The 14,751-nt window shown below is 67.1% G+C and carries 12 protein-coding genes; 5 read left to right on the forward strand and 7 right to left on the reverse strand.

Going from position 1 to position 14,751, the window contains the following annotated elements; translation table 11 throughout:
- Positions 1-121 precede the first annotated feature (121 nt).
- From OCH7691_RS09300 to OCH7691_RS09310, 3 genes are all read right to left on the reverse strand, one after another.
- Entirely contained in the window at positions 122-1,228 is a 1,107-nt protein-coding gene (locus tag OCH7691_RS09300; protein WP_085883099.1) for a TRAP transporter substrate-binding protein, read from the reverse strand.
- A gap of 171 nt (positions 1,229-1,399) precedes the next feature.
- Positions 1,400-2,131: an arginyltransferase gene (locus OCH7691_RS09305; protein ID WP_085883100.1), complete on the reverse strand. Its 732-nt coding sequence runs from the start codon at positions 2,129-2,131 to the stop codon at positions 1,400-1,402.
- A gap of 130 nt (positions 2,132-2,261) precedes the next feature.
- Positions 2,262-4,124 carry an SLC13 family permease gene (locus OCH7691_RS09310; protein WP_085883101.1) on the reverse strand — a complete coding sequence of 621 codons (1,863 nt, stop codon included), beginning with the start codon at positions 4,122-4,124 and terminating at the stop codon, positions 2,262-2,264.
- Between the two features lie 196 nt (positions 4,125-4,320).
- Between OCH7691_RS09310 and OCH7691_RS09315 the strand changes: the two genes are divergently transcribed.
- A complete protein-coding gene (locus OCH7691_RS09315; RefSeq protein WP_176244975.1) occupies positions 4,321-5,604 on the forward strand; it encodes an NAD(P)/FAD-dependent oxidoreductase in 1,284 nt (427 codons plus the stop codon).
- Positions 5,605-5,626: 22 nt separating this feature from the next.
- Here OCH7691_RS09315 and OCH7691_RS09320 read toward each other — a convergent pair whose 3' ends face one another.
- Positions 5,627-6,193 carry an RDD family protein gene (locus OCH7691_RS09320; RefSeq protein WP_176244976.1) on the reverse strand — a complete coding sequence of 189 codons (567 nt, stop codon included), beginning with the start codon at positions 6,191-6,193 and terminating at the stop codon, positions 5,627-5,629.
- A gap of 152 nt (positions 6,194-6,345) precedes the next feature.
- Here OCH7691_RS09320 and OCH7691_RS09325 point away from each other — a divergent pair, with 152 nt between their 5' ends.
- Positions 6,346-7,557, forward strand: coding sequence for an MFS transporter (locus OCH7691_RS09325; RefSeq protein WP_085883104.1), 1,212 nt, complete (start codon positions 6,346-6,348; stop codon positions 7,555-7,557).
- Between the two features lie 281 nt (positions 7,558-7,838).
- Positions 7,839-10,244: an ATP-binding protein gene (locus tag OCH7691_RS09330; RefSeq protein ID WP_176244977.1), complete on the forward strand. Its 2,406-nt coding sequence runs from the start codon at positions 7,839-7,841 to the stop codon at positions 10,242-10,244.
- On the opposite strand, the gene OCH7691_RS09335 is transcribed toward OCH7691_RS09330, so the two are convergent.
- Positions 10,241-11,149, reverse strand: coding sequence for a flagellar motor protein MotB (locus OCH7691_RS09335; protein ID WP_085883106.1), 909 nt, complete (start codon positions 11,147-11,149; stop codon positions 10,241-10,243). The two genes, OCH7691_RS09330 and OCH7691_RS09335, sit on opposite strands and share 4 nt — an antisense overlap.
- Before the next feature lie 27 nt (positions 11,150-11,176).
- Positions 11,177-12,034 carry a flagellar motor stator protein MotA gene (gene motA, locus OCH7691_RS09340; RefSeq protein WP_085883107.1) on the reverse strand — a complete coding sequence of 286 codons (858 nt, stop codon included), beginning with the start codon at positions 12,032-12,034 and terminating at the stop codon, positions 11,177-11,179.
- 141 nt (positions 12,035-12,175) lie between these two features.
- Here motA and OCH7691_RS09345 point away from each other — a divergent pair, with 141 nt between their 5' ends.
- The gene (locus OCH7691_RS09345) at positions 12,176-12,952 is read left to right on the forward strand and encodes a class I SAM-dependent methyltransferase (protein WP_085883108.1); all 777 of its coding nucleotides are present in this window, start codon (positions 12,176-12,178) and stop codon (positions 12,950-12,952) included.
- Between the two features lie 60 nt (positions 12,953-13,012).
- Positions 13,013-13,504, forward strand: coding sequence for a flavin reductase family protein (locus OCH7691_RS09350; RefSeq protein ID WP_217807877.1), 492 nt, complete (start codon positions 13,013-13,015; stop codon positions 13,502-13,504).
- A gap of 3 nt (positions 13,505-13,507) precedes the next feature.
- Here the strand turns inward: OCH7691_RS09350 and OCH7691_RS09355 are convergent, their stop codons facing one another.
- Entirely contained in the window at positions 13,508-14,737 is a 1,230-nt protein-coding gene (locus tag OCH7691_RS09355; RefSeq protein WP_085883110.1) for a threonine ammonia-lyase, read from the reverse strand.
- Positions 14,738-14,751 lie beyond the last annotated feature (14 nt).

The following is a 14,751-nucleotide window of genomic DNA, read 5'->3' on the forward strand; positions in this document are numbered from 1 at the left end:
GTTTCTCTTCCGCGGGCGGGTAATGTTTCCCTGACGAAAAGCCTCTGACCTGATTTCGGGGCGGAACGAAAAACCCGCATCGGCTGTCCGATGCGGGTTTCGCTCTCTCTATTCGCGGTGATCAGCCGCCATACTTGAAGGGAAGCAGACGGGCCTGCATGTATGCCTGATCGGACAGCTTGCTCATCCGGATCGCCTGTTTGCGGAAGGCGATGAAGCTGTCGTAGATCTTCTTCTGGATGCCGCCCTCGTTGGCCACCCCCTGCATGACGTCGTTCGACGCCTCGCCGATCGCCTGCATGACGTCGTCGGGCATGCGCCGGGTCTGCACGTTGTGCTTGTTGATGAGGGTGTCGAGCGCGCCGGAATTCTTCGCGTTGAATTCCGAGTACATGTAGTTGTTCTCGGCTGCGGCGGCGTTCTCGACCAGCGCCTGATCGGCCGGCGAGAAGCTTTCCCAGACCTTCTTGCTCATGCCGAGGGCGAGGCCCGAGCCGGGCTCGTGATAGCCGGGCCAGTAGTAGTATTTCGCGACCTTGTAGAAGCCGAAGGCCAGGTCGTTCCACGGCCCGACCCATTCGGTTCCGTCGATCGCGCCGGACTGGAGCGCCGGGAAGATCTCGCCGCCCGGGAGCGCCACGACCGAGGCGCCGAGCTTGCGCAGCACTTCGCCGCCGAGGCCGGGCATGCGGAACTTCAGGCCCTTGAGATCCTCGACCGAATTGATCTCCTTGTTGAGCCAGCCGCCCCACTGCACGCCGGTATTGCCGGCCATCAGCGACTTCAGGCCGAAGTCACCCGCGAGTTCGTCCCAGAGTTCCTGACCGCCGCCGAAATTGACCCAGGCGTCGAGCTCGTTGGCGAGGAAGCCGAACGGCACCGCGGTGAAGAAGTTGAAGGCGGTCGACTTGCCCTGCCAGTAGTAATCGGCCGCGTGATACATGTCGGCTGTGCCACTCGACACCGCGTCGAAGCTCTCGAAGGGCGGTACCAGTTCGCCGGCGGCGAATACCTTGACCGTGATCCGGCCGTCAGACGACTTGGTGATGCGGTCGGCGACGCGCTGGGCACCCGTGCCGAGGCCCGGGAAATTCTTTGGCCAGGTCGTGACCATCTTGAGCTCGCGCTTGCCCTGCGCGAGCGCCGGAGCCGGCAGATTTGCCGCGGCTGTCGCCGCGACAGCCGCGCCGGCAACCGATGCGCCCTTGATGAATGAACGGCGGTCCATGTAGTGCCTCCCTGTTATGATCATTCGGCCGAAATCAAGCTCGGCTTCGTCATTTGGTCTGTTTCGGTTCATGGCCTAAGCCATTTCCACCACCAGAGTATCAAGACTGATGTGCCGAATGCAATAAACGGGTTCGTGTTCGCTGACGGCAGTGCCAACAAGGGTGACTGTTCAGCCGGCGTGATCGCCATCGAGTGGTCGCCAGCCTTCCGGTCGCAACCCTTCGAGGGGCCGGAACCGGGCCTTGTAGGACATCTTCGCGCTCTCGGCGATCCAGTAGCCGAGATACACGTAGGGCAGGTTTTCCCGCCGGGCTTCCTCGATATGCCGGAGGATGATGTAGCTGCCGGGGCTGTCGGCCTCCATGTCGGGATCGAAGAACGAGTAGACCAGCGACAGGCCGTCGCTCATGCGGTCGGTCAGGCAGACCGCATAGAGCGCTCCGCCGGGTCGGCGGTACTCGACCAGGTGGCTGTCGACCGGGGTTTCCTCGATCATCGAGCGATAGTCGGCGAAGCCCATGTTGGCCATGCCGCCGCCGGTATGGCGAGCCTCCAGGTAGCGACGGAACAGCTCGTAATGCTCGCGGCCGGCTACCGCCGGCATGACCCGCGCGACGACGCCTTCGTTGCGGCGGCGAATCCGCCGGTAGCGGCGGCCCTCGGTGAATTCAGCGACCCGGACGCGGACCGGGACACAGGCGCTGCAACCCTCGCAGGCGGGCCGGTAGGCGAGATCCTGGCTGCGCCGGAAGCCGGCCTGGCTGAGCGCGTCGTGCAGGGCGTCCGGATCGTCGCCGGTCAGCAGCGTCACGACCTTGCGTTCCATCCTGCCGTCGATGTAGGGGCAGGGCGCCGGCGGCGTGGCGAAGAAATGCCGCATCGGTATCTGGACGCGCTTCATGCCGGATCACCCCTTTCGTCCAGGGCTGCAAGGCGCCGGGCGGGACTTTCGCCGGCGCGGCGGAACACAGCAAACAGTAACGCGATTTCCGGCCCGCGCCAACGCTCATTCAGCGCCCTCGCGGGGGTCGTCAGAGGCCGTAGAGAAAGGGCGCTGTCAGGCTGAAGGCGAGCCACAGGATGACGACGAGCGGCCCGCCGATGCGCATGAAATCGGCGAAGACATAATGTCCGGGGCCGAGCACGAGAAGGTTCGTCTGGTAGCCGATCGGGGTCGCGAACGAGCAGTTGGCGGCCAGGATCACGGCATGGACGAAGGCGGTGGGCGGAACGCCGATCTCGGTGGCGATGCCGACCGCGATCGGCGTGAACAGGACGGCGGTCGCGTTGTTCGACAGCACGTTGGTGGCGACCGCCACCAGCAGGAAGAAGCCGGACAGGATGATCGCCGGCGAGGCCCCGTCGAGCGCAGCCACCATCTGGCGGGCGAGATAGCCGGCACCGCCGGTCGCCTGCAGCGCGGTGCCGAGGGCAAGCGCCGCCCAGACCAGCATGACGATGCGGCGGTCGATCGCCCGGCTCGCCTGGAAGATGTTCAGGCAGCCGCTGACCACCATCAGGATGGCGCCCCCCATGGCGGCGATGACGATCGGCACAATCCCGGTCGAGGCAGCGATCACGACACCGGCGAAGATTGCCAGCGCGCGCTGGGCAAGGGCGACCGCCGGCAGCTCGCGGGTCGACCATTCGAGCAGCAGGACATCCGGGTTGGATCGCAACCGGAACATGTCCTCGCGATGGCCGAGGATCAGCAGCACGTCGCCGGCCTCGATGCGGATCTCGTTCATCATGTTGGTGCGGATCATGCGCGAGCGCCGCTGCACGCCGAGCACCGTGCAATGGGTCTGGTAGTGGAAGCCGATCTGCTGCAGGTTGCGGCCGATCATCCGCGAGGCCGGCGCCACGACGACTTCGGCCATCATCTGGTCGCGGACAGGCGGCGACTGGTCGGTATCGTCCTGGCCGTCCTGCGAACGGCTGACGAGCAGGCTGGGCAGCAGGTCCTGGGTGTGGGTGACCGCGTCCATCAGCGCCTTCCGGGTGGCGCCGAGAATGAGCACGTCGCCGGCCTGAATCTCGATGTCGTCGTAAGGCGGCAGGATCACCCGTTCGTTGCGCTGGATGAAGCGGACAGTGATGTCCGGGAGCGCCCGGAAGGTTCCTGCGACCGCCTTTGCGCCGATCAGCGAGGATACCGTCGGCACCTCGATCTGGATGATGAACTGCTTGCCTTCGCCACCGCTGGCCATCTCGCCGGCCAGTGTCTGGCGGTCGCGCAGGAAGCGCGGCGCGATGAAGGCGATATAGAAGATACCGATCGCGGCGAGGAGGCTGCCCGGCACGATGAAGTCGAAGAAGCCGATCGGCGCGAGCCCCGCGGTGACCGCCGCGGCCGAGGCCAGCAGGTTGGTCGACGAGCCGATCAGGGTCGTCATGCCGCCCAGGATCGCGGCGAAGGAGAGCGGCATCATCACCGAGGAGGGCGGCCGGTGCAGCCGATCCGCCAGGGCCGTCATCAGCGGGATGAAGATTACCACGACCGGGGTGTTGTTCAGCACCGCGCTGAGCAGCATGACGACCAGCAGCGTCGCGAAGATCGCCAGCGTCGGGTGATGCCGGCGCAACGCCAGAACGCGCCGGACCGCGACCTCCATCGCCCCGGTCTGGACCACGCCCTGGCCGACGACGAGCAGGGCGAGCACCGCGATCAGTGCCGGATCGCCGATTCCGGCCAGGATGTCGGTGGCGTCGAGCACCGGTTCCCCGGTCGCCGGATCGAGCAGCGGCGCCAGCTCGAAGAGCAGCAGGACCGCGATCAGAACCGCCAGCGACGCGAGCTCGAGCGAGATACGCTCGCTCGCGAAGGCCACGATCGCGGCCGCGATGATGGCCAGCGTCAGCCACATATGCAGGCTGGGCTCGAGTCCGCTCATACCATTGGTCCCCTGCGGTAGCGTACTGGCGACCGCGCTCCTGCGTTCTCGGAATGCCGGGAAGCGGTGGCCGTGCCGGCCGTCCATTCCCGACCGTGTTTCTGCCCGGAATTGCGGCCCCGCACAATAACCCGCTGCTGCATCCTTGCCGAGCATGTCTTATGGTGCAAGGGTTCCTTATGCGCGAGGCGGTGGCATGGCGTCAGGCGGTCACGTTGCGTCCTACTATACCGAATCCGCGCAGGAACTGGTCGCGCGCCCGGCGCTGGACGGCGATCGCCGCGCCGACGTCGGCATCGTCGGCGGCGGCTTCACCGGGCTGAGCGCGGCGCTCGAACTGGCGAACCGCGGCTACTCGGTGATCCTGCTGGACGCGGCCGGGCTTGCCTCGGGCGCATCGGGGCGGAACGGCGGCCAGATCATCGGCGGTTTCGCGAATTCCATGACGGAGGTCGTGCGGGTGGTCGGCCTCGACGAGGCCAGGCGGCTGTTCGCGCTGAGCCGGGAGGCGGCGGCCCTGGTCCGCGAACGGGTCGCCCGCCACGCCATCGGGTGCGACCTCAAGCCGGGCTACTACCACGCCGCGGTCAAGCCGCGCCACCTGGACGAAATGAGCGAGGAACATGCGCTGCTCGAGGGCCAATTCGGCGGCACGGGGCTTCGCATGCTGGACCGCGACGGTTTCCGAGCGGTCGTCACCAGCCCCCGTTTCGTTGGCGCGATGCACGATTCAACCGCGGGCCATCTGCATCCGCTGAACTATGCGCTGGGCCTCGCCCGCGCCGCCGAGGCGGCGGGCGCGCTGCTGTTCGAGCGGAGCGCGGTGACGCGGATCGAGGCCGACGGCGGCCCGGCGAGGCTGGTCACCGCCCACGGTACGGTCACCGCCGACCACCTGGTTCTCGCCGCGAACGTCTACGCCGGCGCCCTCGACCGGCGCTTTCGCCACCGCGTGCTGCCGGCCTGGAGCCAGATCGCCGCGACCGAGCCACTGCCGGAGGCGGTCGCCCGCATGCTGATCGCCGACGATGCCTGCATCTGCGATTCCAACATCCTGCTCGACTACTGGCGACTTTCGGCCGATCGCCGCCTGCTGTACGGCGGGCGCGGGACATTGTCCGGGCGGCCGCCTTCCGATCCGGTGGGGCTGATGCGGCGGCGCATGCTGGCGACCTATCCGCAGTTGCGCGACGTCCGTATCGAGCGGGTCTGGGGCGGCGACGTCGCCATCACGGCGAACCTGCTGCCCGATATCGGCCGGCTTGGGCCGAACGTCTTCTACGCGCACGGGTTCTGCGGTCACGGCGTCGCACTGGCGGGTTTCGCCGGCAAGCTGATGGCGGAGGCGGTCGCCGGCACCGCCGAGCGTTTCGCGCTGTTCGAGAGGCTGCCGGGCGCGGAATTCCCGGTGTCCGGCGCGCCGCTTCGCGCGCTCCGCATGCTGGCGCTGGTCTTCTACAGGATCCGGGACGCGTTCTAGCGACCCGCCGACCGGGCCGGCCTCAGTGCCGGCCGCTGCCGCCGGCCTCGAGCTTCGGCTGGGCGGCGAGCGCCGGGTGATTGCGGATCACCACCGTGCCGAGCAGGAAGTCGTGCACGCACTGGCCGCGCCGGTTGAACAGGGCGACGAGGACGATCAGCCAGGCGGTCACCGAAATGCTGGCATAGAAAAGAATGGTATGCAGCAGGGCGAGCAGATAGTCGGGCCGGCGGCCGTCGAGCAGGCGGACCTCGATATTCATCACCCGCATGCCGATCGTCGCCGAATGGGGGCCGCCGACGAAGAAACTGTGATAGGCGAGCGGGATCAACGGGAAGATCAGCCAGATCGGCGACAGGATGCCGAGGCTCAGGATGCTGAGCAGGGTGAAGGCGAAGCCGACGGCGAAGATGAGCAGGGCAATGCAGATGGCGTCGATAAGGTAGGCGAGCGCGCGCGCCGGGGCGACCCCGTCGTAGAGTTCCGGATAGACCGCCGGATCGAGCGCGTCGGCCGGATCGGCCGCGTTCCGGTCGCCGTCGCGGAACGACAGGTCCGGAAAGTCCGGAAGCTTCTGATTGCGTGTCACGGCGGCCTCCCCTGTGGGCGATTGCTCTCCCGGAAATGGGGCCGGCGGGGTACTTTTGCAATCGCGGAACAGCAATCGTGCCAGATCGCCGCGTGCCGTGCGGTGCCTTTGGCGCTACTTCGCTTGTCATAGAAAATCGTCGGGAGCCCCGCATGAGCCAGTCGACACGAAACCTCGTCGTCATCGTCCTGTCGGGCAGCCTGATCCTTTTCATCGCCTTCGGCATCCGCTCGGCGTTCGGCCTGTTCCTGCAGCCGATGTCCGCCGATCTCGGATGGGGACGCGAGGTCTTCGCGCTGGCGATGGCGATCCAGAACCTGGTCTGGGGGGCCATGCAGCCGGTCGCCGGCATGATCGCCGACCGCTTCGGCGCGGCGCGGACGCTCGCCGTCTTCACGCTGCTCTATTTCCTCGGCCTGCTGCTCATGGCGGCGACCTCGGAACCCTGGACGTTCCATCTGTCGGCCGGCCTGCTGATCGGCATCGGCCTCGCCGGATGCAGCTTCGGGGTCGTGCTCGGTGCCGTCGGCCGCGCGGTCGACGAGAAATATCGGTCGCTCGCGCTCGGCATCGGCACCGCGCTCGGCAGCGCCGGGCAGTTCGCCATGGTCCTGATCGGCCAGGAACTGCTCAGCGCCTTCGGCTGGCAGAATGCCTTCCTGATCCTGGCCGCGATCGTGCTGGTGATGCTGCCGCTGGCCTTCGGGCTTCGCTCGGCCACGCCGGTCGCCGATCATGCCGAGACCCAGTCGCTCGGCGCGGCGATCGGCGAGGCCCGCCGCCATGGCGGGTTCCTGCTGCTGACCGCAGGTTTCTTCGTTTGCGGCTTCCACCTGGCCTTCATCGCGGTCCATCTGCCGGCCTACCTGGTCGACGCGGGCCTTCCGGCGGCGACCGGCGCCTGGGCGCTCGCGCTGGTCGGCCTGGCCAATATCGTCGGCTCCTTCGCGGCCGGGATCGCCGGCGGCCGGTATTCCAAGAAATACTGCCTGAGCCTCATCTATCTCGCCCGGAGCGCGGTGATCATCGCCTATATCGCGCTGCCCATCACCACCCTGAGCACGATGCTGTTCGCGGTCGGGATGGGCCTGCTGTGGCTCTCCACGGTGCCACTCACCTCCGGGCTGGTCGCGCAGATCTTCGGGCCCCGCTACATGTCGACGCTGTTCGGTTTCGTCTTCTTCAGCCACCAGGTCGGCAGCTTCCTCGGGGTCTGGCTGGGCGGCTATTTCTACGACACCACCGGTTCCTACGACGGGGTGTGGTGGATCTCGATCGGGCTCGGGGTTGCCGCGGCGCTGCTGCACTGGCCGATCGACGATCGCAGCGTCCGCAACGTTGCCGAAGCGCCCGGCCGGGCCTGATACCGACTGCAAACCGCCACAAGACGGAACCGTCGGGGATGCGGGCGGTTATTGTCCTGTGCTATTGCGCGGCGATTCTCTAAGATCGCCTCTACTTCGGTTACCTTGCGCATGTAAGGCAAGACAATGCCGCGTCTGTATTGCGAGCCGCTTTTGTCCGGGGCTATCCTTTGCGGCCCCGCGGGCGGGGCCGTGGCGGGTCAGCCGGCCGTTACGTCCCGGGAGGACCGCCCGGACGCTGCCGGCACGGCGGCATCGGAACCGCAGTCCGGACAGCCGCTGTGAATTTCGCGAAAGTCGACCTGGTCGCACCGCCTCCGGAGCCGCCGAAACGGGCGAGCCGCATCGGCGCCCGGCTGACGGCGCTGGCGGTCGGCGCGACGGTGCTGCTGAGCCTGGCGCTGAGTGCCACCCAGATCGTGCGCGACCTGTTCGCCGAGCAGTCCCGGGGCGAGCGCGTTGCCCGGCAGATACTGGCCGCGGCCGAGCTTCCCGGTTCGCGCGCCGCGTTCGAAGGCGACAACCGGCTGGCCTCGGAAGTCGTCAACGGCTTGTCGCGATACAGCATCGTCGGCAGCGCGGCGATCTATGACGCGACGGGCCTGGCACTGGCGGAAAGCAGCCGCTCGGAGAAGGTCGGCCTGTTCCTCGAACTCCTGCAGCGGCTGTTTCACGACAACCGGCATTACGAGATCGTGCTTCATGCCCCGAACGGGCAGGAGGTTGTCGGCACCCTGACGCTCGAACTGGACGCGGTCACGATCGCGGACGGCTTCCTGCAACGGTCGGCGACGACGCTGCTGGTCGCTCTCGCGCTCAATGGTTCGCTCGCCGTCCTGTTGCTCCTCGTTTTCCGTCACTGGCTGACCCGGCCGCTGGAGTCACTGGTCAGCCGGTTCGACTCGCAGGAGCGCGGCGACCTTCTGACCGCGCCGCTCGCCATGCCGGAAGGCCATGAGGCCGATGAACTCGGCCGGCTCGTCGAGACCCTGAACCGCTACCTGCAGCGACTGCATGCGTCGGAGCGGGAACTCAGGGTCCGGGAGGAGCGCTTCCGGGGCATCTTCGAGCATGCCGAGGTCGCGATCTGGATCAACGACTTCTCCGGCTTGCATGCCAGGCTCCTGGAGTTCCGGCAACGCGGGTCGGAGGATCTCGGCGCGCTTCTCGATGCCGACCCCGCGTTGCTGTTGAATCTGCTCGAGGGGGTCGGGCTGACGCAGGTCAACAACGCGACCCGGCGGCTTTTCGGGACGGACTCGTTCGAGGACTTCGAGCGGTTGTTCCATGCGGAACTCGCCCCGCGGAACATCGCGGCCTTCCGTGCCCTGCTGCTGGCGATCTGGAACGGCGAGAACGCCTTCCGGGCGGAACTGATCTTCAGGGCGCAGTCCGGCAACGAGTTGCAGACCTTCGTGTCCATCCCGATACCGACGAACGAGGCGGGCTTCCGCAGCGTGCCGGTGATCGTCGTCGACCTGTCGGACCAGAAGAAGCTCGAGAACCAGCTTGCCCAGAACCAGCGCATGGAGGCGATCGGTCAGCTCAGCGGCGGCATCGCCCACGACTTTAACAACATTCTCGGCATCATCGTCGGCAACCTGGAAATCATCCGGGAATTGTACGGTGACGACGATTTCGCCGGCGAACGCGTCGACCTGGCGCTCAGGGCGGCCAATCGCGGCGCCGGCCTGACCCGGAAGATCCTGGCCTTCTCGCGACGGAAGGCGGCCGAGAGCCGGATCGTCTCGCCGAACGAGGCGGTCCGCGACGCGATTGACCTCCTGAGTAAGTCGCTCACCGTCTCGGTGACCATCGAGACCGCGCTGGCGGAGGATGTCTGGCTGATCGATCTCGACGTCGGCGACCTGCAGGACGCGATCCTCAATCTCGCGCTCAACGCCCGCGACGCGATGGGCGGCCGCGGCCGGCTGGTGATCTCGACCCGCAATGCGCGGATCGACGGCAACGGCGACGCTGCCGAACCGGCCGGACTGGAGCCCGGAGATTATGTCGCGGTGTCGGTCGCCGACGAGGGCGAGGGGATGTCGCCGGAGGTCCGCGCGCGGGCGCTCGAGCCGTTCTACTCGACCAAGACCGGCGGCAGCGGCAGCGGTCTCGGTCTCAGCATGGTTTACGGCTTCGTGCTGCGAAGCGGTGGCGTGATGGACATCGAATCCGAACCGGGGCGCGGCACGACCGTAGCGCTCTATTTCAGGCGGGCGAACGAGGCCCTCCTGCCGTCGCCGGCGGACGGTCCGGCCGCGCCGTCCCTGCCGCGTGGCAGCGAAACCGTTCTCGTGGTCGATGACGAGGCCGATCTGGCCGCGCTCGCGGCCTTCCATCTGGGCGAACTCGGCTATCGCGTGCTGGTCGCCGGCGACGGCCATGAGGCCCTGGCCATCCTGCGGCAGGAGCCGGATATCGACCTTCTGTTCAGCGACGTCGTCATGCCGGGCGGCATGGATGGCTTTCAGCTTGCCGAAGCGGCCCATGTCGAGCGTCCGGAGATCGCCATCCTGCTGGCCAGCGGCTATGCGAGGGAACGCGACCCGGCGGCGGGCGGCGGCAGTCCCATGATCGTCGGGCTGGCCCGGAAGCTTCTGGCGAAACCCTACGACAAGACGATGCTTTCCCGTGCCGTCCGCAGGGCCCTCGCCGATCGCGGGGGGCGGTCCGACGCCTAGTTGGCGGTCGGATCGGGAAGCTGCGCCGTCCTGAGCAGCAGGATGCTGATCCGCCGGTTGCCCGGGTTGGTCGGATCGTCGACCAGCATCGGGTCGCGGGCGGCCCGCCCGGTGACTTCCGCGAAGCGGTCGGGAGGCACGCCGGCCTCGACCAGCGCCCGTCGGCTGGCATTGGCCCGGTCGGCCGACAGCTCCCAGTTCGAATAGCCGTTGTTCTCGCGGAACGGCGTCGCGTCGGTATGGCCGCTGATCGCGATCTGGTTCGGCATGTTGGTGATCGCGCGCGCGATCTGCCCCATCAGGGCCTTCGCCCGGTCGGCGATCCGCGAACTGCCGATCTCGAACATCGATTCGCGGAACTGGTCGACGATCTGGATCCGGAGACCCTCCTTGGTGTTCTCGATCAGCAGATGCTCGGCCAGGCCGGACAGCTCCGGATCGGATTCGAGGGCCTGGCGGAGCGCCTGTTCGACCTTGTCGAACGACTTCTCCTCCTTCTCGACCGCTTCGCGGAGGAATTCGTCGTCCTCGCTGTCGAAGCCGTGCGTGCCGTCGCCGGCGCCCTCGTCGTCCTTCAGCCGGTCCGCTGTCTCTTCCGGCGGCGGGGCGATGGTGACCACGACGCTCGGTACGCCGCCGTCGGAAATCCGCGCGCCCTCGGGCGACATCGTGCGGCCGCCCAGGATGCCGCCGGCACCCGACGAGGACTTGCTGGCGGCGGCCGGCGCGAAATAGTCGGCGATCCCCATCTTCTGTTCGTCGGTCGTCACGTTGAGCAGCCAGAGCAGCAGGAAGAAGGCCATCATGGCGGTCACGAAGTCCGCATAGGCGACCTTCCACGCGCCGCCATGGGCGGCATGGCCGCCCTTCTTGATCTTCTTGACGATGATCGGCTGGTTATCCATCAGCGCGCCCCTTCAGGCATCGGCCGCCTAGACGTTCGGCGCGTTGCTGGAGGCTTCCTCGACTTCCGCGAAGGTCGGCCGCTCGTGGCTGTAGAGCGTCTTGCGCGCGAATTCGACGGCGACGGCAGGGGCATAGCCCTGCAGATAGGCCAGCATGCCGCGCTTCATGCACTCGTAATACTTGGTCTCGGCATCGGAATAGGCTTCCATGTTCTTGGCGATCGGGGCGACCAGGCCGTAAGCCATGAGAATGCCGAAGAACGTGCCGACGAGGGCGGCGCCGATCAGGCCGCCAAGGATTTCCGGCGGCTCGCTGATCGAGCCCATGGTGACGATGACGCCGAGCACGGCGGCGACGATGCCGAAAGCGGGCAGGGCCTCGCCCATGTTGCCGAACGCACCGGCGATCGAATGCGCCTCGTGGTGATGGGTCTCGATGTCGATATCCATCAGGTCTTCCATCTGGTGCGGATTCTCGGTGCCCATGGTCATCAGGCGCAGGTAGTCGCAGATGAAGTCGACCGCGTGGTGATCCTTGAGGAACGTCGGGAAATTCTGGAACAGCGGGCTGTCCTTGGGATTCTCCACATGCTGCTCGAGCGCGATCATGCCCTTGGATTTCGCCAGCTTGAAGATCGCATACTGCAGGGTGAGGAGTTCCAGGTAGCTCTTCTTGCTATGCGGCGCGCCCTTGACGATCCGGCCGATTTGCTTCAATCCGCCGATGATGACCCATTTGGGGTTTCCCTGCAGGAAGGCGCCGATCGCGGCGCCGAGGATGATCAGGAACTCGAGCGGCTGAAAAAGCACGGCGAAACTGCCGTGCGGGGCATAGCCGCCGGCGACAGATCCGAAAACGACGACGAAACCGATGATCCAGAACATGAGCGGTTTGCACGCAGTATTTTTCCGAGGGACGAACGGCGCTCATTCTCGGCAGGGAAGGGTTAATTTCCCCTTAGCAATAAGTGATAGAGCCCGGCCGGACGCGCCGGTCCGGGAAACGCCGAGATCGCGGCCGTGAGTATGCTTGCCGCCCGGGCGCCGCTGGTGCGGGCCATGATCGCGCAGCTGCTGGCGCTCTCGGTGCCGATCGCCAACCGGGATTTCGCGCCGCTCGCCGGCATCGGCCTGCCGTTCTGGCAGGTCGTTGTCCTGCAGGGCGCGGTGGCGGCGCTGCTCGGCCTCGCCTTCGGCCTGCGCTGGTGGTGGCTGCCGATCCAGCTCGCCCTGCCGGCGGCGCTGTTCGCGGCCCGCGATCTCGGGCTGCCGCCGTGGCTCTATCTCGCGGTCTTCGCCCTGCTGCTGCTTTTCTACTGGAACAGCGCGCGCGGCCAGGTGCCGCTCTACCTGACCAACCGGGCGACCCGGGTGGCGCTCGCCGGGCTGCTCGAGGGGCGCGAGCGGGGCGCCTTCGTCGACCTGGGCTGCGGTTTCGGCGGCACCGTGATCGCGCTCGCGCGGCATTTCCCGGAGGGCCGCTTCTGCGGCGTTGAATCGGCGCCGATGCCGTGGCTGGTGGCCCGTCTCCGCGCGGCCCTGTCGGGTTGCGGCAATGTCCGCATCGTCCGCGGCGATCTCTGGCGCCACGACCTGTCGGGTTACGATTGCGTCTACTGCTTCCTGTCGCCGGTTCCCATGGCGCGGCTGTTCGCCAAGGCCGAGGCCGAACTCGCCCCCGGCGCGCTGTTCGTGTCGAACAGCTTCGAGGTGCCGGACCGGGCGCCGGAACGGATCGTCGAGGTCGGCGACCGGCGGGGGACCCGGCTGCTGGTCTGGCATCCGGGCCGCGCCACGGGGTAGAGCGCGTGCGGAGGCTATGCTAAAGCTCAGCCGGGGAGAAATGGACGGAACTGGACTATGATGCCTGCCAAGTCAGTCAATGCGTCGGCGTTCCGCGAAGCGATGGGCCGGTTCGTCACCGGGGTGACCGTCGTCACCGCGATGACCGCCGAAGCCGGTCCGGTCGGTATCACGGTCAACTCGTTCAATTCGGTCTCGCTCGATCCGCCGCTGGTCCTGTTCTCGATCGACCGGCTGAGCCAGCAGTTCGGCCCGCTGATCCGGGCGCGGCGCTACGCCGTCAACGTGCTCGGCCGGGAACAGGAAGTGCTGTCGCGGATCTTCTCGCTGCCGCAGGCCGACCGCTGGAACGGCGTCGGCTACAGCGAGACCTCGGCCGGCAGCCCCTATTTCCCCGAGGCGCTCGCCTGTTTCGATTGCGAGGCCTTCGCCCAGCATGACGGCGGCGACCATGTCATCTTCATCGGCCGGGTGGTCGATGTGATCGTCGGCGATCCGGCCGAGCCGCTGGTCTACTACCGCGGCCGCTACAATCGCCTGGAATCGGCCTGAGCGCTATTCCTCGCCGCTCGCCTGCTGGTTGTCGAGCACCGAGACGATGAAGGATGCGCTCTCGATCGCCTGTATGATGTCGCGCATGTGCTGACGGTCGCGGGTCTCGATCACCAGGTCGAGATTGGCGTGCTTGGCCGAGACGTCGCTGAACAGCCGGTTGTGATAGACGTCGATGACATTGCCGCCGGCATTGGCGAGCAGGCCGGTGATCCGGGCCAGCGTGCCGGGCGTGTCGGGAATCTTGATGCGCAGCCGGACGACCCGCCCCTGGCGCACCTGTTCGCGCATCAGCACCGAGGCGAGCAGCCGTGAATCGACATTGCCGCCGGTGACCACCAGGCCGACCTTGCGGCCGGCGAAGCGGTCCGGATAGGCGAGGAGGGCGGCCAGACCGGTCGCGCCGGCCCCTTCGGAAACCGTCTTCTCGATCTCGATGAACAGCGCCATCGCGTGCTCGATGTCGCTCTCGTCGACCAGCAGGATCTCGCTGACCAGGTCGCGCACGACCGGCAGGGTCAGCTTGCCCGGATATTTCACCGCGATGCCTTCGGCGATGGTCTGGCCGGCGGCCGACGGCTTGAGCGCGTGCAGCGCCTGGTACATCGACGGATAGAGCGACGCCTCGACGCCGACGACCTCGATATCCGGCTTCAGCGCCTTCGCCGCGATCGCCGAACCGGCGATGAAGCCGCCGCCGCCGATCGGCAGGGCGAGGATGTCGATGTCCTTGTGGTCGCTGACGAATTCGAGGGCGCAGGTGCCCTGGCCGGCGATGATCTTCTCGTCGTCGTAGGGATGGATGAGGGTCAGTCCCTCCTTCTCGCCGAGACGGTCGACGAGGCCCTGGCACTCGGCCAGCGTCTCGCCCTCGAGCAGCACCCGGGCGCCGAAGGCGCGGGTCTGGCGGACCTTGGCGAAGGGGGTGAAGAAGGGCATGACGATGGTCGCCGGGATGCCCAGCCGCTCGGCATGATAGGCTACCCCCTGGGCATGGTTCCCGGCCGAAAGCGCGATCACGCCGCGGCTGCGTTGCTCGGGGGTGAGCGTCAGCATGCGGTTGAGCGCGCCGCGGTCCTTGAACGAGGCGGTGAACTGGAGATTCTCGAATTTCAGCCAGACCTCGGCCCCGGTGATCGCGCTCAGCGTCCTCGAATAGGCGCTCGGCGTGCGCACCACGGCGTCACGGATAGCGTCGGCAGCCGCCTCGATCGCCGCGAAATCGACAGTCATCGTCTTCTGGTCCT

Origin of the sequence: Oceanibacterium hippocampi, assembly GCF_900172325.1 — a bacterium.
Taxonomy (GTDB): Bacteria; Pseudomonadota; Alphaproteobacteria; order Sneathiellales; family Sneathiellaceae; genus Oceanibacterium; species Oceanibacterium hippocampi.

Bases quoted from the DNA above. Each gene is read 5' to 3' on its own strand.
- OCH7691_RS09300 (WP_085883099.1), bottom strand. From the start codon at position 1,228: ATGGACCGCCGTTCATTCATCAAGGGCGCATCGGTTGCCGGCGCGGCT.
- OCH7691_RS09305 (WP_085883100.1), bottom strand. From the start codon at position 2,131: ATGAAGCGCGTCCAGATACCGATGCGGCATTTCTTCGCCACGCCGCCG.
- OCH7691_RS09310 (WP_085883101.1), bottom strand. From the start codon at position 4,124: ATGAGCGGACTCGAGCCCAGCCTGCATATGTGGCTGACGCTGGCCATC.
- OCH7691_RS09315 (WP_176244975.1), top strand. From the start codon at position 4,321: ATGGCGTCAGGCGGTCACGTTGCGTCCTACTATACCGAATCCGCGCAG.
- OCH7691_RS09325 (WP_085883104.1), top strand. From the start codon at position 6,346: ATGAGCCAGTCGACACGAAACCTCGTCGTCATCGTCCTGTCGGGCAGC.
- OCH7691_RS09335 (WP_085883106.1), bottom strand. From the start codon at position 11,149: ATGGATAACCAGCCGATCATCGTCAAGAAGATCAAGAAGGGCGGCCAT.
- motA (WP_085883107.1), bottom strand. From the start codon at position 12,034: ATGTTCTGGATCATCGGTTTCGTCGTCGTTTTCGGATCTGTCGCCGGC.
- OCH7691_RS09345 (WP_085883108.1), top strand. From the start codon at position 12,176: ATGCTTGCCGCCCGGGCGCCGCTGGTGCGGGCCATGATCGCGCAGCTG.
- OCH7691_RS09350 (WP_217807877.1), top strand. From the start codon at position 13,013: ATGCCTGCCAAGTCAGTCAATGCGTCGGCGTTCCGCGAAGCGATGGGC.
- OCH7691_RS09355 (WP_085883110.1), bottom strand. From the start codon at position 14,737: ATGACTGTCGATTTCGCGGCGATCGAGGCGGCTGCCGACGCTATCCGT.